Here is a 21,989-nt window from a genome sequence, read left to right on the forward strand (position 1 = left end):
GGGCCCGCATCTCGCAGGTGCGGGCCCCGGCTGTGCCGCGAGCACCGGCCAGGAAGGCACGCATGACCCGCTCCGAACGCCCCTTCAAGCGCAGCCCCCGCACCGCCCAGGCGAAGTCCACGTCGCAGCCGAAGGCCTCCCGTGGTGGCCGTCGTCCCACCGCGCCCCCGCCGCCGAGCGAGTTCACCCCGCCGGAGACGGTGACGCCCGCGCTCCCCGCGGTGGCCTCCTTCGCCGACCTGGACATGCCCGAGGGCCTCCTGCGGATTCTGGGCGAGCAGGGCGTGACGGAGCCGTTCCCGATCCAGGCCGCGACCCTCCCGAACTCGCTCGCCGGGCGCGACGTCCTCGGCCGGGGCCGTACCGGTTCCGGCAAGACCCTCGCCTTCGGCCTCGCGCTCCTCGCCCGCACCGCCGGCCGCCGCGCCGAGCCGACCGCGCCCCTCGCGCTGGTCCTGGTGCCCACCCGCGAGCTCGCGCAGCAGGTCACGGACGCCCTCACCCCGTACGCCGGCGCCCTGCGCCTGCGGATCACCACGGTCGTCGGCGGCATGTCGATCTCCCGGCAGTCCTCCGCGCTGCGGCGCGGCGCCGAGGTCCTCATCGCCACGCCCGGCCGGCTCATGGACCTCATCGACCGCGGCGACTGCCGTCTCGACCGGGTCGCCGTCACCGTCCTCGACGAGGCCGACCAGATGGCCGACATGGGCTTCCTGCCGCAGGTCACCAAGCTGCTCAAGCAGGTCGAGCCGGGCGGTCAGCGGCTGCTCTTCTCGGCCACGCTCGACCGGAACATCGACAAGCTCGTCAAGATGTTCCTGGACGACCCGGTCGTGCACTCGGTCGACCCGTCGGCCGGCGCGGTGACCACCATGGAGCACCACGTCCTGTACGTGATGGACGAGACCGACAAGAAGGCCGTCACGCTGAAGATCGCGGCCCGCGACGGCCGGACGATCCTCTTCCTCGACACCAAGCGGTCCGTGGACCGGCTGGTCAAGCGGCTCCTCGCCAACGGCGTACGGGCCTCCGGCCTGCACGGCGGGCGCTCGCAGCCGCAGCGGAACCGGACCCTGGACCAGTTCAAGACCGGCCAGGTCACCACGCTCGTCGCGACGAACGTGGCGGCCCGCGGCATCCACGTCGACGACCTCGACATGGTCGTGAACGTCGACCCGCCGATGGACCACAAGGACTACCTGCACCGCGGCGGCCGCACCGCCCGCGCCGGCGAGTCCGGCAGCGTCTTCACCCTGGTCCTGCCCGAGCAGAAGCGGGACATGGGCCGGCTGATGTCGAACGCCGGGATCAGCCCGCGCACGGCGCAGATCAAGTCCAGCGACCAGCACCTCACCGACCTGACCGGCGCCAAGGAGCCCTCCGGCGTCCCGATCGTCATCGAGACGCCGCAGCCGACCCCGCCGCGCAAGGCGGCGGGAGCCGGTGGCACCGGCGCCGGCCGAGGCCGTCGTCGCCGTCCCGCGTCCGCCGGTGGCGGCGGGACGACCACGGCCCCGTCGACGGCGTTGGGCTCGGGGCGCTCCTCCGGCTCCGGTACGTCCACGGGCCGTGGATCCGGTTCCGCGGGCGGCTCCGGTCGCTCCGCGGGCGGCACGGGCCGTGCCGCGGCCGGTGCGGCGCGCGGCTCCGGCACGGGCCGGGGCTCCGGCTCCGGTGCGGGCGCCGGGCGCGGCAGCGCCGCCGGGGCCGGCCGCGGCGGGCGTCAGGCGCCGAGCACGAGCCGTTCCCGCAGCGCCAGCACCTCGCGGAACTCCAGGCCGAGGCCGACGGAGCAGTAACGGAGCAGGCTTCCGTACGAGGCCCGGACCTGGTCGAGGGCGGTGTCGAGATACTCCGGACGCACCTCCTGGAGCGGCACGATCAGGTCCGGGTTCTGCATGAACCCGCCCTGCCGGAGTCCCTCGCGCACCTGGGCGTCGTAGGCGGCGCGGAAGGTGTTCGAGGCCAGGTAGTCGGCGCGGGCCGTCGCCGTCGGTACGCCCAGCAGGGTCAGCAGGAGGTAGCCGGTCCAGCCGGTGCGGTCCTTGCCCGAGGTGCAGTGGAAGAGCAGCGGCCCCCGGGCGGGGTCGCCCAGGTCCCGCAGGTTCTCGGCGAAGGCGGCCCGGTTCGCGGGCTCGGTGACGAACGTCCGGTAGACGTCGTTCATGAAGGCGGCGGCCCGCCCGCCGCCGAGCATCTCCTCCTGCCGCACCGGGTCGCGGGAGCCGATCGCGGCCATGAGCCGCCCGAAGAGACCGTTGTCGGTGATGGGCCGGGCGACCGGGACGACACCGGTCGGCAGCCGGTCGGCGCCGTCGTAACCGACCTCCAGCGGGATCCGCAGGTCGACGACCGTGCCGAGGCCGAGCCCGGCGAGCGTGGCGATGTCGGCGGCGGTGAGCTTCCCGAGGTGGTCGCCGCGGTAGGCGAGGCCGTGACGGACCCGGCCGCCGTCGTAGGTGCGGTATCCACCGAGGTCACGGACGTTGACCGCGCCCTGGAGCGGGATCTGCCGGATGGTGGTGCGGGGTGAGGTGGGACGGGCGTGCGCCCGGGCGTTCGTCGGCAGGGCCGCGAACAGGGCGGTGGCGCCGGTGGTGGTGAGCAGCGCGCGTCGGGACAGGGGCATGCCGGACTCCCTCGTGGACGTACGGGCTGACGGGCGGACGGGCCCACCAAACGTTTGTTAGGCGACTGGGGAGGAAGGTAGCAGCCGCCGCGTCCGGACGGGAGGGTCCTGTCAGTGATCGCCGAAACGTCGTCCACGACATCCGCACGAGTCGTGATGCGCGGTGAACGTCCGGGGAATTGAAGGGTGTTGGCCTTCCGGTGGCCGGTCTACGCGCGTCATCATCCAGCCATGCGAATCCCCCCTCGATTCACCCTCGCCGGCGGTGTCGCCACTGCCCTCCTCTCCTCCCTCCTCCTCGGCGCCCCCGCCACCGCCGCGCCGGACCTCACCCCTGCCACCGTCGCCGTCGCGTCCCTGCGCGCCGCGGCCGTCGGGGACATCTGCTACTCCGACCTGCCCTCCCAGGCCCACGACACCCTCAGGCTGATCGACGCGGGCGGCCCGTTCCCGTACCGCCAGGACGGCGCCGTCTTCCAGAACCGGGAGGGGATCCTGCCGTCCCACTCGCTGGGCTACTACCACGAGTACACGGTCAAGACCCCGGGCGTCTCCACCCGCGGCGCCCGCCGGATCGTGACCGGAAACGCGGTCCAGGAGGACTACTACACGGCCGACCACTACGCCACGTTCGACCTGATCGACCACGACTGCTGACGCGACCGCCGAAGCGGTGGCGGGCATGCGTCAGCCGCGGCGCGGGGTCGTCCACTCCAGGCGGGTCCTGACCCGGGCGTCCCGGACGTGTTCGAGGGCGGCGAGCGCCGTCTCACGGGCCGCGCCGTCCGGGTCGCCGTCCGCCAGGACCGCCGCCAACGCGTCGACGGACCGCGGATCCTGACGGATCGCCAGGCCGCGCGCCGCCTCCGCAGCCGTCTCCGGATCGTCGTCGCCGAGCCGCTCCGCGAGCCCCTCCCGTACGAGAGGGGTGTCGTCGGGCAGCTCGGCGAGGGCGAGCGTCGCCCAGTCCCGCACCCGGGCGTCGCCGTCCCGGCTCAGCGCCAGGAGCACCCCGAGGGCCTCGGTGTGCCCCGCCGGGACGATCCCGGCCAGCGCTCCCGCGACCGCCCGCCGCACCGCCGCCTCGGGATGCCCGGCCGCCGCGAGCAGCTCCGGTACGGCCTCCGGATCCCCGCACTCCCCGAGCGCGATCACCGTCGACAGCAGGGGCTCCCGCGCCGTGGGCACGGCCTCCGCGGCCAGCCGCCGCAGCACCGGCAGCGCACTCGCCGCGAAGCCCGGCAGCGCGCCGAGCACCCGCGCGCCGAGCGCCCGGCGCAGCGGATCGCGGTAGGCGCACCAGCCCGCCGCCGCCACGAAGGTCTCCTCGTCGGCCCGGCCGGCCAGTTCGGCCACCGCCGTCGTCCAGGCGTCGAGCTCCGGGTCCCCGCAGCGCAGCGCCCGCGACGCGAGCTCCTCGTGCGGGGTGCGCAGTCCGATCGCCGCCTCCAGGAGCGTGGCGATCGCCGCGTGACCGGTCTGCCGCTCGTCGCCGCGCGTGGGCGCGCCGTCCTCCCGCAGCAGCTCGACGACGACCGTCACCCCGCCGTCCTCCCGGACCCGGCGGACGACCGCCTCGTACGTCTGCCCGCCGTCGTTCCCCGCGACGAGCCCGCGCCGCAGCTCGGCCGCGATGTCCGCGCCGATCCACCGCCGCGCCTCCCGCAGCGCGGCCTCCGGCGCCGCCGCCCCGTGGTCGAGCAGCGCCCGTACGCAGGCGGCGGAGCCGCGCCGGGCGGCGGCGGCGAGCGGGAGGAACCCGTCGGGTCCCGGCCGGTCGGGGTCGGCCCCGTGTTCGAGCAGGACCCGCGCCGTGTCGGCGTGCCCGAGTCGGAGCGCCCAGGCGAGCGCCGTGAAGCCGAACTCCTCCTCCTGGTCCGCCTGCGCGCCGCCCGCGAGCAGTGCCCTGACGACCTCGGCGTGCCCGCCGCAGGCCGCCCCGCACAGCGGCAGGTCGCTCTCCTCCTCGCCGCTGCGCCGCCCCGGATCGGCCCCGGCGGCGAGCAGCACCCGGACGATCCCGGCCTCGTCGCCCACGGCCGCGCGGTACAGCGCGGTCTCCCCGTCCTCCAGGCCCTCGGGGTCCGCCCCGCTCCGCAGGGCCCGTACGGCCCCGTTCTCGTCCCCGGCTCGGATGGCGTCGAACAACGTACTCATGCGCCGACCCTGACGCGCCGTCCGCACATGGCGCAAATCCATTCCCCGTACGGCGGCAGGTCCGTGCGCCGCCGCATCGCGGTGCTCGGGTCAGGACGCGCACTCCAGGACCGAGCCGCACACCCCGCACCGCGCCCGCAGGGTGGTCCGCCCCGCCGGGACGCGCAGCCGCTGGAGGCAGACCGGGCAGGCGAAGGAGACGCCGGTCGCCGGGGTCCCGCCGTCGAAGACGTACGGGGCGCCGGCCGCCGCCCGGCCCTGGCGCCGCTCCCTGCCGTACCGCCGCCGCTCCGCCCACCCCGCCCCGGCGAGCGGCGGCTGCCGCCGCTCCCGCTCCGCCTCGGCCCGGCCGCGTACCCACGCCTCGTACGCCACCGCGCTGGTGAACCACGGTGAGGGGTCCTCCCCGAAGAGCTCGGCCCGCTTGGCGAGGACGTAGCCGAACTCCTCCGGGGTCAGATAGCCGAGCTTCTGGCTCTCGACCCCGTCCTGGCGGTACGCGTCGAGGAGCAGCCAGCCCGCTCCCAGATAGGTGGTCACGACGTCGGTGAGGATCTCGTTCTCCGGGGTGCCGGGGAAGCCGAGCCCGAGCCGGTGCAGCAGGACGTGGGTGATCTCGTGCGCGAGGGCCGCGCCGATGTCCCGGCGGCGGGTCCGGAAGCGGTCGTTGAGTTCGACGAAGTACTCGGGTCCTGCGGCGAGTTCGACGGTCGCCGCGTGCTCCATGGGACGGAAACTCGCCACGATGCGGGCGTCGGGCAGCCGTAGGTGGTGGACGAGGGCGCGGGCCACCCGCTGGGTGCCCAGATGGAGGTCCTCGTCGTCGCCGATGGCCATGTCGGCGGCCGGCACGCTCGCCGGAAACCGCTGCACACCGTCGGGGGAGAGGCGCTTGTAGAGCGCGGTGAGCGAATCCCGGACCGCGGCGCGGTGCGGGAAGCCGTGGCCGACACGGTCGGCCCCCTCACGGTTCGGCATACCGGATCCCCCCTCCCGTCCACTGTACGGTCCCTCCACCGGTTCTGGCCGAAAAGGCTTTCTTGTGGCGGCAGTTGAGCGCTGTCCATAATCCGGACATGGCTTGACGGGCGCATGTCATTCCCGTCGAGCACAACCCCCCATGGAAAAAGGAGCACGCGTGAAGAAGAACCGACTGGTCAGCGCCCTCCAGAAACTGGCCGCCGCCGGCGCCGTCGTCCTCGCCGCCGTCAGCCTCCAGCCCACCACCGCCTCCGCCGCCCCGGCGCCCGTCGTCGGCGGCGTGCGCGCCGCCCAGGGCGAGTTCCCCTGGATGGTCAGGCTCTCGATGGGCTGCGGCGGCTCGCTGATCACTCCCCAGGTCGTCCTCACCGCCGCCCACTGCGTCAGCGGCTCCGGCAACAACACGAGCATCACCGCCACCGCCGGTGTCGTGGACCTCCAGAGCAGCAGCGCGATCAAGGTCAAGTCCACCAAGGTCCTCCAAGCCCCGGGCTACAACGGCAAGGGCAAGGACTGGGCGCTGATCAAGCTCGCCAGCCCGATCACCTCGCTGCCCACCCTGAAGATCGCCGAGACCACCGCGTACAACAGCGGCACCTTCACCGTGGCCGGCTGGGGCGCCGCCCGTGAGGGCGGAAGCCAGCAGCGCTACCTGCTCAAGGCGAACGTGCCCTTCGTCTCGGACGCCTCCTGCCAGAGCTCGTACGGCAGCGACCTCGTCCCCGCCGAGGAGATCTGTGCCGGCTACAGCCAGGGCGGGGTCGACACCTGCCAGGGCGACTCCGGCGGCCCGATGTTCCGCAAGGACAACGCCGGCGCCTGGATCCAGGTCGGCATCGTGAGCTGGGGCGAGGGCTGCGCCCGGGCCGGCTACCCCGGCGTCTACACGGAGGTCTCGACCTTCGCCGCCGCGATCAAGTCGGCCGCGGCCACGCTGTAACGGCGTCCTGTGAACGGGTGCCCCGGAGCGGCCTCGGCTCCGGGGCACCTTCACGCGCGTGATGCCCTTCCTTACCGTGCGAACTCAGAGGACATCGAGGACGACATCCGTCCCCGTCCCGCCCTCCAGCTCGAGCACCCACACCTCGTTGGCGCCCTCCCGCAGCACCGGCCCCGGCAGGAACAGCGACTCCTGCGGGCCGGCGTTCCAGTACCGGCCCAGGCAGAAGCCGTTCACCCAGACGAAGCCGCGCACCCCGCCCGGCAGCCGCAGCCACGCGTCCCCCGCGCCCGCGACCACCACCACCGCCCGGTACAGCCCGGGTCCCGCCTCCGCGGCCACCGGCCCGAACGGCACCTTCGCCACCGCGTCCGCCTCGAAGGCGTCAAGCCGCAGGCCCTGAGCCCGGAACCCGTGCAGGTACTGCCGCTCGTGCCGCACCCCGCCCGTGATCCCCTTGGACTCCGCGAGCCGCGGCCCGTAGTTGACCCGCCCCAGCGACTCCACCCACAGGTCCACCGCGGCCGGCCCCGCCACCGGCTCGGCGAGCGTCACGTCCTCGCCGTCCGCTGCGTCCAGGACCCCCGCCAGGACCCCGTCGACGTACACCGTCGCCCGGTCCCGCAGCCCCGTCACCCCCAGCGGGTACGGCTGCCGGGGTCCCAGGACCTCCACCCGGTAGCGGACCAGGCCCCGATCCACACCCAGCTCCTCGAAGGTCGGCGGCATCGGCGCGCGCGACTCCTCGTCGCCGAGCACCTCCAGGACCTCGCCGAGCGGCGCCCACTCGCCGAGGACGCCCCGCACCGGGGCCGCGAGCCGGGCCGGCGGCGCGGGGAGCTCGAGCAGCGGCCCCTCCGCGTACTCCGCGAGCACCTCGCGGAAGCGCCAGAACTTCTCCGTCGGCCGCCCCGCCTCGTCCACCGGCGCGTCGTAGTCGTACGAGGTCACCGTCGGCCGCAGCGCCCCGTCGTGCAGGTCACCCGTCCGGTTGGCCCCCGCCCAGCCGCCGAAGTTGGTCCCGCCGTGCGCCATGTACACATTGACCGACGCCCCGCACTCCAGGATCTCCCGCAGCGCCGCCGCCGCGTCCGCCGCGTCCCGCACCGCGTGCTCCGTGCCCCAGTGGTCGAACCAGCCGCACCAGAACTCCATGCACATCAACGGCCCCGAGGGCTGATGGCGCCGCAGCACCGCGAAGCCCTCCCGCGCCCCCGAGCCGAAGTTCGCCGTCGCGAGGACCCCCGGCACCGAACCACCCGTCAGCATGTGGTCCTCCGGCCCGTCCGAGGTGAAGAGCGGCACGCTCACCCCGCACTCCCGCAGCAGCTTCTCCAGCCACTCCAGATAGCCCCGGTCGCTGCCGTAACTCCCGTACTCGTTCTCCACCTGCACCAGGACCACCGGGCCGCCCCGGTCGACCTGCCGCTCCACCACCTGCGGGAGCAGCCGCCGGAACCAGGTCTCCACCGCCGCGAGGAATTCCGGATCGAGGGTCCGCACGCGCCGCCCGAGCGGCCCCGTCAGCCAGTGCGGAAGCCCGCCGTTCTCCCACTCGGCGCAGATGTACGGACCCGGGCGCACGATCGCGAGCATCCCGGCCCGCTCCACCGCGTCCAGGAACCGGCCGAGCGCCTCCACGTCCCCGTACCGGCCGGGCCCCGGCGCGTACAGATTCCAGGGGACGTACGTCTCGACACAGTCGAGGCCCATCGCGCGCAGCATCCCGAGCCGGTGCTCCCACTGCTCCTCGTGCACACGGAAGTAGTGCAGCGCCCCCGAGAGGAGGCGCACCGGCCGCCCGTCGAGCAGAAAGTCCTCGTCACCCACAGCGAACGTGCTCATGGCCTCACCCTCACCCTCTGGCGGCGGACGGGTCCATGGACAAAGATCGTCGCAGTTTGGACGTTAGGGAGGGCCGGTGGACCGGGCCCCGGGGAAGGAAAGCCGCATGTACCACACCTGGATGCGCTACTTCACGCCCAGCCCCGTCCACCACCGCCTCGGCCTCGTCTGCCTCGGCGTCGGGCTCCAGCACGGCACCCTGCCCACCGTCGGCCCCCGCACCCTCGACCACCACGTCGCCGTCGTCGTCTCCGCGGGCAGCGGCTGGTACCTGGGCGCCGACGGGCGCCGCACCACCGTCACCGCCCCCGCCCTCATCTGGCTCACCCCCGGCACCCCCCACCACTACGCCGCCGACGCCGGCACCGGCTGGGACGAGGCCTTCGTCGACTTCTCGGGACCGGCCACCGCCACGTACACCGAGCTCGGCTACATCGAGCCCGACCGGCCCGTCGTCCCCCTCTCCGACGCCGCACCCGCCCGCGCCGCCATCAGCCGCATCGCCCGCGCCGCCCGCCCGGGCAACCCCCTCCTGGAGGTCGAGACCGGCGCCGCCGTCCACGAACTCCTCGTCGCCCTGCGCCGCGCCCGCGCCGACACCAACGCCGACGGCGACCCCGTCCTCGCCGCCCTCGCCCGCGACGCCTTCCAGCCGCTCTCCGTCGCCGAACACGCCGCCCGGCACGGCATGACCGCCGCCGAACTGCGCACCGCCGTCCGCCGCGCCGCCGGCTGCAGCCCCAAGGACTACCTGCTCACCGTCCGCCTCGGCCGCGCCAAGGAACTCCTCGCAGCCACCGAGCTCCCCGTCGCGGCCGTCGCCCGCCGCGTCGGCTACGACGACCCCGCCTACTTCTCCCGGCTCTTCACCCGCCGGGTCGGCACCGCGCCCATCCGCTTCCGCGAGCAGCAGGGGCGCTCCGTCCACGGCGGCTGGAGCAACAGCGTTCCGGATCCCGAACACCCGCCCACGATCCAGCCCAGATCCGTCTAAGCTCGCAGATCATGAGTGACTCCACCCTGCCCCGCCCGGTCGACGACTCCGTACGGGCCGAACTGACCCGGCTCCGCGAGAGCATCGACAACATCGACGCCGCGGTCGTGTACATGCTGGCCGAGCGCTTCAAGTGCACCCAGCAGGTCGGCGTCCTCAAGGCCGAGCACAAGCTGCCGCCCGCCGACCCCGCCCGCGAGTCCCGCCAGATCGCCCGGCTGCGCGAACTGGCCGAGAGCGCGAGACTGGACCCGGCCTTCGCGGAGAAGCTCCTGAACTTCATCATCGCGGAGGTCATCCGCCACCACGAGACGATTGCGGACGGAGCACGCTGATGGCCCGCGTCACGGTCTTCACCCTCGGAGGGACGATCTCCGCGCGAGGCGGTGACGCGGCCCGCATGACCGGTCAGGAGGTCCTGGCCGGGCTCGGCGCGCCCGAGGACGTCGTCCTCCGCGACTTCCGGCGCGTCCCCAGCTCCTCCCTCACCCACGAGGATCTCGCCGCGCTCGCCGCCGAGGTCCGGGCCACCGTCGCCGACGGCTCGGGCGTGGTCGTCGTCCAGGGCACCGACACCCTGGAGGAGACCGCCTTCCTCCTCGACCTGCTCTGCACCACCGAGCAGCCGATCGCCGTCACCGGCGCCATGCGCCGCCCCGACCTGCCCGGCGCCGACGGCCCCGCCAACCTCGCCGCCGCCATCGCCGTCGCCGCGGACCCCGCCTGCCGGAACCTCGGCGTCCTCGTCGTCCTCGCCGACGAGATCCACGCCGCCCGCCTCGCCCGCAAGACCCACACGACCTCGATCGCCACCTTCGCCTCGCCGGGCGCGGGACCGGTCGGCACCGTCGTCGAGGGCGAGCCCCGGATCCTGCTCCGCCCCGCCGTCCCCGCTGCGCTCTGCCAGCTGACGTTCGACCCCGAGGTCAAGGTCGCCCTCCTGACGCTCTCCATGGGCGACCGGGGCGAACTCCTCGAAGCCATCGACCACCGCTACCAGGGCCTCGTCGTCGCCGCCTTCGGCGCCGGCCACGTCCCCACCTGGTTCGTCGAACCGCTCGCCGAACTCGCCCGCCGCATCCCGGTCGTCCTCGCCTCCCGTACGGGCGGCGGAGCGACCCTCTCGCACACCTACCGCGGCCCCGGCTCGGAGTACGACCTGCTGCACCACGGACTGATCCCGGCCGGCCCCCTCGACCCCGCCAAGGCCCGGCTCCTCCTCCACACCCTGCTCTCCAGCGGCGCGGCCGGCCCCACCGGCTACGACCGCCCCCGCATCACGGCCGCCTTCGCCCACCTGAACGGCTCCGGCCTGGCCTGAGCTCCGGACCGGTGCGAGCTCCGGCCTGGCCCGAGCTCCGGACCGGCCCGAGCACGGGTTCTTCCCACCACCCCTGCCGCAGGCCGGAGGCATCGGGCAGCATAGGGCCCATGTCCGTACTGACGCGCGACGAAGCGCAGACCCGTGCCCAGCTCCTCGACGTCCACCACTACCTGGTGGACCTCGACCTCACCACCGGCGCCGAGACCTTCGACTCCACCAGCACCGTCCGGTTCACCGCCCGCGCCGCCGGGGACACCTTCGTCGAGCTCAAGCCCGAGACCCTCCACTCCGCCACCCTCGACGGAGAGGCCCTCGACCCCGCCGCCCTCACCGGCAACCGGCTCCCGCTCACCCTCACCGAGGGCGAGCACGAGCTGACCGTGACCACGACCATGCGGTACTCCCGCACGGGCGAGGGCATGCACCGCTTCACGGACCCCACCGACGGCGAGTCGTACGTCTACACGCAGCTCTTCATGGAGGACGTCCAGCGCGTCTTCGCCGCCTTCGACCAGCCCGACCTGAAGGCCGTCTTCGACGTGACCGTCACGGCCCCCGAGGGCTGGACCGTCCTCGCCAACGGCATCACCGAGCAGCAGCCCGACGGACGCTGGAAGGCGGCCACCACCCCGCTGCTCTCCACCTACTTCGTCTGCGTCGCCGCCGGCCCCTGGCACTCCGTCCGCACCGAGCACGCCGGGCTCCCCTTCGGCATCCACTGCCGCCGCTCCCTCGCGCCCCACCTCGACGCCGACGCCGACGAGATCCTCGCCGTCACCAAGGCCTGCTACGACCGCTTCCACGAGAAGTTCGACGAGCCCTACCCCTTCGACTCGTACGACCAGGCCTTCGTCCCCGAGTTCAACGCGGGCGCCATGGAGAACCCCGGACTCGTCACCTTCCGCGACGAGTTCGTCTTCCGCTCCGCCGTCACCGTCACCGAGCGGCAGACCCGCGCCATGGTCATCGCCCACGAGATGGCCCACATGTGGTTCGGCGACCTCGTCACCCTGCGCTGGTGGGACGACATCTGGCTGAACGAGTCCTTTGCCGAGTACATGGGCTACCAGACCGTCAACGAAGCCTGCGCCGACCTCTTCCCCGACACCTGGGTCGACTTCGGCGTCACCAGGAAGGCCTGGGGGTACGAGGCCGACCAGCGGCCCTCCACCCACCCCGTCGCCCCGGACCCGGAGGCCGTCCCCGACACCGCCTCCGCGCTCCTCAACTTCGACGGCATCTCCTACGCCAAGGGTGCCTCCGCCCTGCGCCAGCTCGTCGCCTGGCTCGGCGAGAAGGACTTCCTCGCCGGCATCAACATCCACTTCAAGCGCCACAAGTTCGGCAACGCCACCCTCGCCGACTTCATCGACAACCTCGCCGCCGCCACCGACCGCGACGTCCACGGCTGGGCCGAGCAGTGGCTGCGCACCACGGGCGTCGACACGCTCACCCCGCGCCTCGACGGCGAGGGCAGCCGCTGGTCCCTCACCGTCGACCGCCAGGGCAGCCGCCCGCACCGCGTCGACGTCGGCGTGTACGACCGGGACGCCCTCGACGCCTTGGTCCTGCGGGAGCGGCGCGAGATCGACGTCCCGCAGGAGGCGCCGCTCGAACTGAACGGCCCGCGCCCGGCGCTCGTCGTCCTCAACGAAGGCGACCTCACCTACGCCAAGGTGCGCTTCGACGAGACCTCCGGGGCGACCGTCCTGAAGGCGCTCTCCGCCATCCCCGACCCGGTCACCCGCGCCGTCGTCTGGAACAGCCTGCGCGACATGGTCCGCGACGGAGAGCTGGCACCGGCCGCCTACCTGGAGGCCGCCCGCACGCACCTCCCGCAGGAGACCGAACTCTCCCTCGTCCAGGGCGTCCTGGGCTTCGCCCGCACCCAGATCGCCGACCGGTACGTCTCCGAGGACGAGCGCCCCGCCGCTCTCGCGACGATCGGCGAGATCGCCCGCGCCCTGCTGCGCCGCACCGAGGACGGCGAGGCCCCGGGCCTGCGCCTCACGGCCGTGCGCACCTTCGTCGACAGCGCCACCACCCCCGAGAAGCTCGCCTCCTGGCTGGAGGAGGGCACCGTCCACGGCGGCCCCGAGCTCGACCCCGAGCTGCGCTGGCGGATCCTCGCCCGCCTCGCCGTCCTCGGCGCCACCGACGAGACGGTGATCGCCGCCGAGCTGGAGCGCGACCCGAGCGCCACCGGCCAGGAGGGCGCGGCCCTCTGCCGGGCCGCCCTCCCGGACCCGGCGGCGAAGGAGGCCGCCTGGTCGGCCCTCTTCGACACGGACGACCTGTCCAACTACCTCTTCACCGCCACCGCCCGCGGCTTCTGGCAGCCCGAACAGGCCGAGCTCGTACGGGACTACGTGTCCCGCTTCTACGCCGCCGCCACCGCCCTCGGCGACCGGCGCGGCGCCGCGATGGCCGAGGCCGCCGGCCGCTACGCCTTCCCCGCGTACGCGATCGACGCCGACGCCCTGGCCCTCGGCGAGTCCCACCTCGCCGCCGACACCATGATCCCGGCCCTCCACCGCAAGCTCGTCGACCAACTGGACGACCTGCGCCGCGCCCTGACGGTCCGCGAGTCCTGACCCGACCGCTGCACCCACCCCCCACGCGGGCTGAACACGAGGCTGCCCACCCCGCGACGGGGTCGAGCAGCCTCGCGGCCCACCCGCTGCGGGCCGGCCGCGAGTCTGCCCACCCACCCCCGTCGCGGGTTGGACGCGAGCTCCCCCTGTTGCGGGCTGGCCGCGAGCTGCCCATCCCCCGTTGCGGGCGGGCCGGGAGGCTGCCCACTCACCCCCGTTGCGGGCTGGCCGCGAGCTGCCCACCCCCCGTCGCGGGCCGGACGCGAGCTGCACACCCACCCACCCCGTTGTGGGCATGCGTCCCGCCCTGCGGGACGATTGCCCACACGGGCGGGGTGCGGCCTCGCACGAGGGGCGGGGGCGCGGCCCAGCACGGGTAGGCGCCGCCCAGCAGGGTGCAGGTCCATGCGGGTCGGGGCGCCAGGTCCGTGTCCCCCGTTCGGGTCACAAGGGACGACTCCTCGGACAAACCCCGACAACCCCCGGCACGCTGTCGTCCATGTGTGCCGCACCCCCACCCCTCGCCGCCGACTCCACCGCCCTCCGCCCCCTCCTGGACGCCGTCCTCGACGCCCTCCGTACCGGCGCGGAGGAGCGGCGCGGCCCCCTGCCGGCCGGCGGTCCGGCGGCCGTGGCGGCGCGGGTGGGGGCCCTCGGGGCCGTACTCCCCGAGACCGGCACCGGCCCCCACGAGGCCATCCGCACGCTCGTGACCGCGCTCGCCGCCGGCGCCGCCGACCCCGCGCACCCCCTCTGCGCCGCCCACCTCCACACCCCGCCCCTCGCGCTCGCCGCCGCCGCCGACCTGGCCGCCTCCGCGCTCAACCCGTCGATGGACTCCTGGGACCAGGCGCCCGCCGCCTCCGTCCTCGAAGCCCTCGTCACCGCCGTGCTCGCCGCCGAGGTCTACCCGGCCGCCCCCGGCCCCGACGCCCTCGTCACCACCGGCGGTACGGAGTCCAACCAGCTGGCCCTGCTGCTCGCCAGGGAGCGCCACGGCGCCGTCCGTACCGTCGTCGGCGCCAACGCCCACCACTCCTTCCACCGCGCCGCGTGGCTCCTCGGTCTCCCCGAGCCCGTCGTGGTGCCCACCCCCCGCGGCACGGTCGACCCAGCGGCCCTGGAAGCGGCCCTGGCCCCCCTCACCGGCCCCGTCCTCGTCGTCGCCACCGCCGGAACCACCGACGAGGGCATCGTCGACCCGCTCCCGGAGCTCGCCGACGTCGCCGCGGCCCACGGCGCCGAACTCCACGTGGACGCCGCCTACGGAGGCCCCGTCCTCCTCAGCCCGACCCACCGCCGGCTCCTCGACGGCCTCGACCGGGCCCGTACCGTCACCCTCGACCTGCACAAACTCGGCTGGCAGCCGGCCGCCGCCGGACTCCTCGCCGTACGCGACGCCGCCGACCTCGCCGTCCTCGGCCACACCGCCGACTACCTCAACGCCGACGACGACACCGAGGCCGGCCTCCCGGACCTCCTCGGCCGCTCCCTCCGGACCACCCGCCGCCCCGACGTCCTCAAGGTCGCCGTCACCCTCCGCGCCCTCGGCCGCTCCGGTCTCGGCGCGCTCGTCGACGCCTGCATGGACCGGGCCCAGGATCTGGCCGACCTCGTGGAGAAGGCCCCGGGCCTCGACCTGCGCGCCCGCCCCACCCTCACCACCGTCCTCTTCCGGCCCCAGGGCGCGACCGACGAGGCCGTCGCCGCGATCCGCCGCACCCTCCTCGCCGAGGGCCGCGCGGTCCTCGGCCGCGCCGAGGCGGACGGCCGCCTCTGGCTCAAGGCCACCCTGCTCAACCCCCACGCCACCCCCGGCGACCTGGCACAGCTCATCACCCTCGTGGAAGGCAGCACGCACCGATGACCGGCACCTCCGGCAGCACCCCCAAGGACGACGACCTCGACCGGCCTCACGACCTGGTGGGTGTCGGCATCGGCCCCTTCAACCTCTCGCTCGCCGCCCTCGCCGACGGCGTCCCCGGCGGCCTCGCCGCCACCTTCTACGAGCAGCGGCCCGCCTTCCACTGGCACCCCGGACTCCTCATCGAGGGCGCCACCCTCCAGGTCCCCTTCCTCGCCGACCTGGTGACCCTCGCGGACCCCGCGAGCCCCTGGACCTTCCTCAACTACCTGAAGAGCCGCGAGCGCCTCTTCCCCTTCTACTTCGCCGAGAAGTTCCACATCCAGCGCGCCGAGTACGACGCGTACTGCCGCTGGGCCAGCGAGCGGCTCCCCGGCCTCCACTTCGGCCACCAGGTCGACTCGGTCCGCTGGAACCCCGAGCGCCGCCTCTTCGAGGTCGACTTCACCCAGATCGACCCGGACGGCGAGGCCGAGGCCCTCGGCCGCGCGTACACGCGGAACGTCGTCCTCGGCGTCGGCACCGAGCCGTTCGTCCCCGAGCCGCTCCGCCCGCTCGCCGACGCCCCCGGCGTCCCCGTGATCCACTCCGCCGACTACCTCGCCCACCGCGAGACGCTCGTCGCCGCAGGCCACGTCACCGTCATCGGCTCGGGCCAGTCCGGCGCCGAGATCTTCCTCGACCTCCTCCGGGCCCGCCCCGCCGGAGCCGAGAAGATCCACTGGCTGGCCCGTACCGAGGCCTTCGCCCCCATGGAGTACTCCAAGCTCGGCCTGGAGCACTTCACCCCCGACTACACCCGCTACTTCCACGCCCTGTCCGAGCCCACCCGCGGCGAACTCGTGCCCCGCCAGTGGCAGCTGCACAAGGGCATCGACGCCGACACCATCGCCGCCATCCACGACGAGCTCTACCGCCGCACCCTGCACGGCGGCTGGCCCGACGCCGTCCTCACCCCCGGCGTCCGCGTCCGCACCGCGGGCCGCGTCGCCACCACCCAGGTCGAGCTGCACCTGGAACACCTCCAGCAGGGCAGCCGCTCCCGGCTCACCACCGACGCCGTCGTCCTCGCGACCGGCTACCGCGAGCGCCCCGTGGACCGGATGCTCGCCGGCCTCGACCCGTACCTGCGCCACGACGCGGCCGGCCGCGCCCGGATCGACGAGCGGTACCGGCTGGTCCTCGACCCCTCGGTCACCGGCTCCGTCTACGTCCAGAACGCCGAGAAGCACACCCATGGCGTCGGTGCGCCCGACCTCGGACTCGCCGCCTGGCGCAGCGCGACCATCCTCAACTCGGTCACCGGCAAGGAGCCCTATCCGCTGCCGCGCCGCACCGCCTTCACCAGCTTCGGCCTGGAGACGCGAGAGGCGCCGAGCATCCCGGCCCAGGACCGGAAGCTGACGCCTCTCACGCAGAACGTGTAGCGGGAACTAGAACACCGGCACGCCGTCCCGGGTCAGCTTCCAGTCCACCGAAGCGAACAGACCCGGGTCGACCGTCCCCTTCGCCTTCACCCACTGGATGATGGTGTTGCGGATCTCGTCCGAGTTCGCCCACAGCTGCTGGGCGTTCGCGACGTGCGGGAACGCGCCGCCGCCGCTCGCCCGGTAGTTGTTGACCGCGAGGACGAACTGCGCCGCCGGGTCGAGCGGCTTGCCCTCGAAGGACAGGTTCACGATCCGCGAACCGGCCGGCTTGGCGATGTCGATCTCGTACGTCAGACCCGACACGGCGTCGTAGTTGTAGTCCGGCGTCCCGCCCGCGTTGGTCAGCTTCGCGGTGTCGACGGGCGTGCCCGCCGCGGTCTGGACGTAGTACCTCGCCGAGTACTCCAGGTAGTCCTTCAGCTGGGCGCCCGTCAGCAGGCGGGCCTCCATGGTGTTCTCGAAGGGGTACAGGCCGGCCGCGTCCTTGATGGTGATCTCACCGGCCGGGATGCGGGCCGTGCGCGAGAAGCAGGAGGCCTGCGAGAGCACCGGCAGGGCCGCGTGCGCGCCGCCCGCGAGGGCGGCCTTCACCGTCTCCGCCTGGACGACGTTGATCAGGTCGATGATCGGCTCGTCCTTCCACGGCGCGTCGGCCGTGGTCATGGACGCCGTGGAGGTGCCGATGACCTGGTTGACGTACGCGACGACCTTCTCGTGCTCGTCCGCGAGCAGCCCGGTGATCCGCGGGTCCTCCGCCACCGTGTTGGAGTTGAGGACCTGCGCGCCGACCTTCTCGACGACCCAGCGGCCCTTCTCCCACACCAGGTCGAAGTCGAAGGTGGTGAGGCGCTGGCCCCACTTGAGCGGCTCGGACAGGACGACGTCCTTGCCGGTCTCCTTGTTCTTCACGCGGTATTCGGGGATCTCGGTGTGCGCGTGGCCGACGAGGATCGCGTCGATGCCCGGCACCTGCTCGGCGACGAGCCCGGCCGCGTTCTCGATGTGGGGGAGCTGGTCACCGTACGAGGAGGTGCCGCTGGAGCCGGAGTGCGCCGAGACGACGACCACGTCCGCGCCCATCGAGCGCAGCTTCGGCACCCACTTCGCGGCCTGCTCCTCGAGGCCGGGGAAGACCATCTTGCCCTGGACGTTCGCCTTGTCCCAGATGGCGATGCCCGGGTTGGTCAGGCCGAGTACCGCGACCTTGACGTCCTTGCCGTGCGGGGTGCGCAGCCGGTGCATGCTGTACGGGGCGAAGGCCGGGCGCAGGGTCTTCGCGTCGAGCGCGTTGGCGCCGAGCAGCGGGAAGTCGCACTGCTCCTCGAACTTCCGGAGCACCGGGATGCCGTAGTTGAACTCGTGGTTGCCGAGGGCGGCGGCGTCGTAGCCGATGGCGTTCATCGCCTGGGCCATCGGGTGGACGGGGCCGCGGCGCGCGGTGATCGGGTCGACCTTGGCGTAGTAGTAGGACAGCTGGGTGCCCTGGATGGTGTCGCCGGCGTCGATGAGGAGGGTGTTGCAGCGGCCCTTCTCCTCGCGGACCTGGTCGACCAGGGTGGAGATCTTGGCGAGGCCTATGTCGTTGTGGGCCTTGTCGTCGAACTCCTTGTCCGTGAAGTAGTCCCAGTTGAAGACGTTGCCGTGCAGGTCGGTCGTCCCCATCACCGTGAACGAGTACCGCTTGGCCGGCTTGGGGCGGTGGCCGTGGGCCTCGGCGGGAGCGGCGACCCCCGTGGCGAGGGCGGCTCCGGCCCCGACGGCCACGGAGCTCTCCAGGAACGTCCGGCGGTTCAACGGCATGTGCTTCTCCTTGGTTCGGTGGCGTTGGTTTCAGGCCACGGTCAGACACGGGACCGAGCGCACAACGCGCGTAGATTCTGGCTCAGGCGGCACGTCGGCAACAGCCCTTTCGGGTTACGGAGTGGGAAAGTGTTCGGTGGACGATCGTTACCGACCATGGAGGAGTCAGGACGTGACGCAGGAACACGCGACCCCGGGAGCCCCGCAGGTGACGGTGCGTGGCGAGGGCCGGCTGGAGGTCGACCCGGAGTTCGCCCGGATCTGGGTGACGGTCTCCGCGCGGGGTACGGACCGGTCGGCGACGCTCGCGGAGCTGACCCGGCGGAACGCTCAGGTGCTCGATCTCGTCAAGGCGCAGGGGGAGACGGTCGAGAAGCTGGAGACGGGCCGGTTCTCGATCTCGCCGGAGCTCGGCAGGCGCGGGCGCGGCGAGCGCGTGCACGCCTTCGTGGGCCGCGTGCGGATGACGGCCGAGCTGACCGACTTCACGGTCCTGGGGGAGTTGGTGACCCGCCTGGCCGACCTGGAGATGACGGGTGTCGACGGCCCCTGGTGGGAGCTGCGGCCGGACTCTCCGGCGTACGCGGAGGCGCGGCGCCTCGCGGTGACGGAGGCCGTGCAGCGGGCGCGGGCGTACGCGGAGGCGCTCGGCACCTCGCTCGCCTCACTCCTCGAACTCTCGGACGCCGGTCTCGCGGGGCCGGGGCTGTCGCAGCTGCCCCCGGTCTTCGCCGCGGCGCCGGCGGGATTCGCGACGGAGCGGGCCGGCGAGGCGCCTCCGCTGGACCTCGAACCGCAGCGGCAGACGGTCACGGCCGAGGTCGTCGCGCGCTTCACGATGGTGCCGCCCGCACTCTGAGACAAGGGGCGCGGGGGCGCGAAAATCGCTCATCGGAGCACCCCGGTGCACAGATTCAAGACTTGTCAACAACCTTTCACGGAAAGGTTGTTGAGTAGTCATGCCCAGCCAATTTCCTACTGATGGGTAAGGCCTAGGCTCGACCCATGCGCCGAGCGAAAATCGTTTGTACCCTTGGGCCCGCCACCGAAACATACGACCAGATCAAGGCGTTGATCGAGGCCGGAATGGACGTGGCCCGCTTCAACCTCAGTCACGGCGAGTACGTCGAGCACGAGGAGCGCTACCAGCGCGTACGCAAAGCCTCCGACGAGACCGGTCGCAGCATCGGTGTCCTCGCCGACCTTCAAGGCCCGAAGATTCGTCTCGACCGCTTCCGTGAAGGTCCCGTACTCCTTGAACGCGGCGACGAGTTCACCATCACCGTCGATCCCGTGGAGGGCGACCGCCACTGCTGCGGGACGACCTACTCCGGCCTCGCCGCGGACGTGACCACCGGCGAGCGCATCCTCGTCGACGACGGCCGCGTCACCCTGGAGGTCGTCTCCGTCGACGGGCCCCGGGTCAACACCCTGGTCATCGAGGGCGGCATGGTCTCCGACCACAAGGGCCTCAACCTGCCCGGCGTCGCCGTCTCCGTACCCGCCCTGTCCGAGAAGGACATCGAGGACCTCCGCTGGGCCCTGCGCATCGGCGCCGACGTCATCGCGCTCTCCTTCGTCCGCAGCGCCCGGGACATCGTGGACGTCCACCGGATCATGGACGAGGAGGGCCGCCGGCTGCCCGTCATCGCCAAGATCGAGAAGCCGCAGGCCGTCGAGAACATCGAGGAGATCGTCGCCGCCTTCGACGGCATCATGGTCGCCCGCGGCGACCTGGGCGTCGAGATGCCCCTGGAGCAGGTGCCGATCGTCCAGAAGCGGGCGGTCAAGCTGGCCAAGCGCAACGCCAAGCCGGTCATCGTCGCCACCCAGATGCTCGACTCGATGATCGACAACTCCCGCCCCACGCGCGCCGAGGCGAGCGACGTGGCGAACGCGGTCATCGACGGCACGGACGCCGTCATGCTCTCCGGTGAGACCAGTGTCGGCCGCTACCCGATCGAGACGGTCCGCACCATGAGCCGGATCGTCGAGGCCGCGGAGGAGGACGTCCTCGCCAAGGGGCTGCCCCCGCTGACCGAGCGCAACAAGCCCCGCACCCAGGGCGGCGCCGTGGCCAGGGCCGCCGCAGAGATGGGCGATTTCCTCGGGGCCAAGTTCCTCGTCGCCTTCACCCAGTCCGGCGACACGGTCAAGCGGCTCTCCCGCTACCGCTCGCCGATCCCGCTGCTCGCCTTCACACCGGACCCGGCGACGCGCTCGCAGCTCAACCTCACCTGGGGCGTCGAGACCTTCCTCGGTCCGCACGTCGACTCCACGGACGCGATGGTGGCCCAGGTCGACGAGGAGCTGCTGCGGATCGGGCGGTGCAAGAAGGGCGACATCGTGGTGATCACGGCCGGTTCCCCGCCGGGTGTCGCCGGCTCGACGAACCTGGTCCGGGTGCACCACATCGGCGAGCCCCTGACCTAGGCCGTCCCTGGGTCGTCCCTAGGCCGTCCGGCGGAGCGGGCGGCACTCGTCTCGAACCTTGGAATCAAAGGTAAAGTGCCCCGGGTGGGATTCGAACCCACGCTGTATGGTGTTTGAGACCACTGCCTCTTCCGCTGGGCTACCGGGGCATCCTTCGAAACGAAGGTCGGTGATCACCCGCCGTGCCCCTACCTTACAGGAGGTAGGTAGGCTCATGGGGAGCTGTATCCGCCTCCGGAACGAGGCCATCGAACGAGGAGCCCGCGTGACCGCCCCCGAGTCGCCCCAGCCCGCCGACGACGCCGAGCCGTCGCACGTCCCGCCGCTGACGACCCGCGTCGTCATCGCCGAGGACGAGGCGCTCATCCGCCTCGACCTCAAAGAGATGCTGGAGGAGGAGGGCTACACGGTCGTCGGTGAGGCCGGAGACGGCGCCACCGCCGTCGAGCTCGCCCGCGAGCACCGCCCCGACCTCGTCATCCTCGACGTCAAGATGCCCGTCCTCGACGGCATCTCGGCCGCCGAGAAGATCGCGGGCGAGTCCATCGCCCCGGTCCTCATGCTGACCGCCTTCTCACAGCGCGAGCTCGTCGAGCGGGCCCGGGACGCCGGCGCCATGGCGTACCTGGTCAAGCCGTTCAGCAAGAGCGACGTGGTGCCCGCCATCGAGATGGCCGTCTCCCGCTTCGCCGAGCTGCGCGCCCTGGAGAAGGAGGTCGCCGACCTCTCCCTCCGCCTGGAGACCCGCAAGCTCGTGGACCGCGCCAAGTCGATCCTCCAGACCCAGTACGGGCTGACCGAGCCGGCCGCGTTCCGCTGGATCCAGAAGACCTCCATGGACCGGCGCATGTCGATGCAGCAGGTCGCCGAGGCGGTCATCGAGGACGCCGAGGAGAAGAAGGCGGCCAAGGGCCAGTAGGCGGCAGCAGGATCGTACGGAGAAGGCCCGCCCCACGACTTTGTGGGGCGGGCCTTCCGTCCTTGGTACGGACCGGCGG

17 protein-coding genes and 1 tRNA gene are annotated in these 21,989 nt (G+C 72.9%); 12 read left to right on the top strand and 6 right to left on the bottom strand.

The genetic code is table 11. The features are described from left to right. Positions 1–62: 62 nt before the first annotated feature. On the top strand, positions 63–1,799 hold the full coding sequence (locus tag ASC82_RS12355) for a DEAD/DEAH box helicase (protein WP_056645787.1): 1,737 nt from the start codon (positions 63–65) through the stop codon (positions 1,797–1,799). Here ASC82_RS12355 and ASC82_RS12360 read toward each other — a convergent pair. Next, the gene (locus ASC82_RS12360; protein ID WP_056645790.1) at positions 1,724–2,629 is read right to left on the bottom strand and encodes a tyrosine-protein phosphatase; all 906 of its coding nucleotides are present in this window, start codon (positions 2,627–2,629) and stop codon (positions 1,724–1,726) included. The two genes, ASC82_RS12355 and ASC82_RS12360, sit on opposite strands and share 76 nt — an antisense overlap. Before the next feature lie 231 nt (positions 2,630–2,860). On the opposite strand from ASC82_RS12360, the gene ASC82_RS12365 reads away from it, so the two are divergent. Continuing rightward, the gene (locus tag ASC82_RS12365; protein ID WP_056645793.1) at positions 2,861–3,286 is read left to right on the top strand and encodes a ribonuclease domain-containing protein; all 426 of its coding nucleotides are present in this window, start codon (positions 2,861–2,863) and stop codon (positions 3,284–3,286) included. A gap of 30 nt (positions 3,287–3,316) precedes the next feature. On the opposite strand, the gene ASC82_RS12370 is transcribed toward ASC82_RS12365, so the two are convergent. Both ASC82_RS12370 and ASC82_RS12375 read right to left on the bottom strand, forming a co-directional pair. Next, positions 3,317–4,786 carry an ankyrin repeat domain-containing protein gene (locus ASC82_RS12370; protein WP_199862519.1) on the bottom strand — a complete coding sequence of 490 codons (1,470 nt, stop codon included), beginning with the start codon at positions 4,784–4,786 and terminating at the stop codon, positions 3,317–3,319. A 90-nt stretch (positions 4,787–4,876) separates the two neighbouring features. Next, positions 4,877–5,764, bottom strand: coding sequence for a hypothetical protein (locus ASC82_RS12375; RefSeq protein WP_056645799.1), 888 nt, complete (start codon positions 5,762–5,764; stop codon positions 4,877–4,879). A gap of 142 nt (positions 5,765–5,906) precedes the next feature. Between ASC82_RS12375 and ASC82_RS12380 the strand changes: the two genes are divergently transcribed. Next, entirely contained in the window at positions 5,907–6,707 is an 801-nt protein-coding gene (locus ASC82_RS12380; protein ID WP_056645802.1) for a serine protease, read from the top strand. Between the two features lie 84 nt (positions 6,708–6,791). Here ASC82_RS12380 and ASC82_RS12385 read toward each other — a convergent pair whose 3' ends face one another. Then, positions 6,792–8,552, bottom strand: coding sequence for a beta-galactosidase family protein (locus tag ASC82_RS12385; RefSeq protein ID WP_056645805.1), 1,761 nt, complete (start codon positions 8,550–8,552; stop codon positions 6,792–6,794). A 106-nt stretch (positions 8,553–8,658) separates the two neighbouring features. Between ASC82_RS12385 and ASC82_RS12390 the strand changes: the two genes are divergently transcribed. The 6 genes from ASC82_RS12390 (at position 8,659) to ASC82_RS12415 (ending at position 16,755) form a co-directional block, all read left to right on the top strand. Next, positions 8,659–9,546, top strand: coding sequence for an AraC family transcriptional regulator (locus tag ASC82_RS12390; RefSeq protein ID WP_056645808.1), 888 nt, complete (start codon positions 8,659–8,661; stop codon positions 9,544–9,546). A gap of 11 nt (positions 9,547–9,557) precedes the next feature. Then, positions 9,558–9,881: a chorismate mutase gene (locus ASC82_RS12395; protein ID WP_056645811.1), complete on the top strand. Its 324-nt coding sequence runs from the start codon at positions 9,558–9,560 to the stop codon at positions 9,879–9,881. Beyond that, positions 9,881–10,867 (top strand): asparaginase, encoded by a 987-nt coding sequence (locus ASC82_RS12400; protein ID WP_056645813.1) that lies wholly within the window; start codon positions 9,881–9,883, stop codon positions 10,865–10,867. Before ASC82_RS12395 ends, ASC82_RS12400 begins: the two co-directional genes overlap by 1 nt. 110 nt (positions 10,868–10,977) lie before the next feature. Next, positions 10,978–13,464, top strand: coding sequence for an aminopeptidase N (pepN, locus tag ASC82_RS12405; RefSeq protein WP_056645817.1), 2,487 nt, complete (start codon positions 10,978–10,980; stop codon positions 13,462–13,464). 499 nt (positions 13,465–13,963) lie between these two features. Then, entirely contained in the window at positions 13,964–15,331 is a 1,368-nt protein-coding gene (locus tag ASC82_RS12410) for an aminotransferase class V-fold PLP-dependent enzyme (protein WP_056645820.1), read from the top strand. Then, the gene (locus ASC82_RS12415; RefSeq protein WP_056645823.1) at positions 15,328–16,755 is read left to right on the top strand and encodes a SidA/IucD/PvdA family monooxygenase; all 1,428 of its coding nucleotides are present in this window, start codon (positions 15,328–15,330) and stop codon (positions 16,753–16,755) included. Before ASC82_RS12410 ends, ASC82_RS12415 begins: the two co-directional genes overlap by 4 nt. A gap of 6 nt (positions 16,756–16,761) precedes the next feature. Here ASC82_RS12415 and ASC82_RS12420 read toward each other — a convergent pair whose 3' ends face one another. Further along, the gene (locus tag ASC82_RS12420) at positions 16,762–18,558 is read right to left on the bottom strand and encodes a 5'-nucleotidase C-terminal domain-containing protein (protein ID WP_056645826.1); all 1,797 of its coding nucleotides are present in this window, start codon (positions 18,556–18,558) and stop codon (positions 16,762–16,764) included. Between the two features lie 172 nt (positions 18,559–18,730). Here ASC82_RS12420 and ASC82_RS12425 point away from each other — a divergent pair, with 172 nt between their 5' ends. Beyond that, positions 18,731–19,417: an SIMPL domain-containing protein gene (locus tag ASC82_RS12425; RefSeq protein ID WP_024757291.1), complete on the top strand. Its 687-nt coding sequence runs from the start codon at positions 18,731–18,733 to the stop codon at positions 19,415–19,417. A 146-nt stretch (positions 19,418–19,563) separates the two neighbouring features. Further along, a complete protein-coding gene (gene pyk / locus ASC82_RS12430; RefSeq protein ID WP_056645830.1) occupies positions 19,564–20,991 on the top strand; it encodes a pyruvate kinase in 1,428 nt (475 codons plus the stop codon). Between the two features lie 76 nt (positions 20,992–21,067). Here the strand turns inward: pyk and ASC82_RS12435 are convergent. Then, positions 21,068–21,140, bottom strand: a tRNA-Leu gene (locus tag ASC82_RS12435). A 116-nt stretch (positions 21,141–21,256) separates the two neighbouring features. On the opposite strand from ASC82_RS12435, the gene ASC82_RS12440 reads away from it, so the two are divergent. Further along, positions 21,257–21,910 (top strand): response regulator, encoded by a 654-nt coding sequence (locus ASC82_RS12440; protein ID WP_056645833.1) that lies wholly within the window; start codon positions 21,257–21,259, stop codon positions 21,908–21,910. Positions 21,911–21,989 lie beyond the last annotated feature (79 nt).

Source organism: Streptomyces sp. Root431 (assembly GCF_001426585.1).
GTDB lineage: Bacteria > Actinomycetota > Actinomycetes > Streptomycetales > Streptomycetaceae > Streptomyces > Streptomyces stackebrandtii.

What these genes read in the sequence shown, in the direction of transcription:
- ASC82_RS12370 (WP_199862519.1), bottom strand. Translation starts at nt 4,786, where the DNA reads ATGAGTACGTTGTTCGACGCCATCCGAGCCGGGGACGAGAACGGGGCC.
- ASC82_RS12385 (WP_056645805.1), bottom strand. Translation starts at nt 8,552, where the DNA reads ATGAGCACGTTCGCTGTGGGTGACGAGGACTTTCTGCTCGACGGGCGG.
- ASC82_RS12415 (WP_056645823.1), top strand. Translation starts at nt 15,328, where the DNA reads ATGACCGGCACCTCCGGCAGCACCCCCAAGGACGACGACCTCGACCGG.
- ASC82_RS12375 (WP_056645799.1), bottom strand. Translation starts at nt 5,764, where the DNA reads ATGCCGAACCGTGAGGGGGCCGACCGTGTCGGCCACGGCTTCCCGCAC.
- ASC82_RS12380 (WP_056645802.1), top strand. Translation starts at nt 5,907, where the DNA reads ATGGAAAAAGGAGCACGCGTGAAGAAGAACCGACTGGTCAGCGCCCTC.
- pyk (WP_056645830.1), top strand. Translation starts at nt 19,564, where the DNA reads ATGCGCCGAGCGAAAATCGTTTGTACCCTTGGGCCCGCCACCGAAACA.
- ASC82_RS12410 (WP_056645820.1), top strand. Translation starts at nt 13,964, where the DNA reads ATGTGTGCCGCACCCCCACCCCTCGCCGCCGACTCCACCGCCCTCCGC.
- ASC82_RS12360 (WP_056645790.1), bottom strand. Translation starts at nt 2,629, where the DNA reads ATGCCCCTGTCCCGACGCGCGCTGCTCACCACCACCGGCGCCACCGCC.
- ASC82_RS12365 (WP_056645793.1), top strand. Translation starts at nt 2,861, where the DNA reads ATGCGAATCCCCCCTCGATTCACCCTCGCCGGCGGTGTCGCCACTGCC.
- ASC82_RS12355 (WP_056645787.1), top strand. Translation starts at nt 63, where the DNA reads ATGACCCGCTCCGAACGCCCCTTCAAGCGCAGCCCCCGCACCGCCCAG.
- pepN (WP_056645817.1), top strand. Translation starts at nt 10,978, where the DNA reads ATGTCCGTACTGACGCGCGACGAAGCGCAGACCCGTGCCCAGCTCCTC.
- ASC82_RS12390 (WP_056645808.1), top strand. Translation starts at nt 8,659, where the DNA reads ATGTACCACACCTGGATGCGCTACTTCACGCCCAGCCCCGTCCACCAC.
- ASC82_RS12400 (WP_056645813.1), top strand. Translation starts at nt 9,881, where the DNA reads ATGGCCCGCGTCACGGTCTTCACCCTCGGAGGGACGATCTCCGCGCGA.
- ASC82_RS12420 (WP_056645826.1), bottom strand. Translation starts at nt 18,558, where the DNA reads ATGCCGTTGAACCGCCGGACGTTCCTGGAGAGCTCCGTGGCCGTCGGG.
- ASC82_RS12395 (WP_056645811.1), top strand. Translation starts at nt 9,558, where the DNA reads ATGAGTGACTCCACCCTGCCCCGCCCGGTCGACGACTCCGTACGGGCC.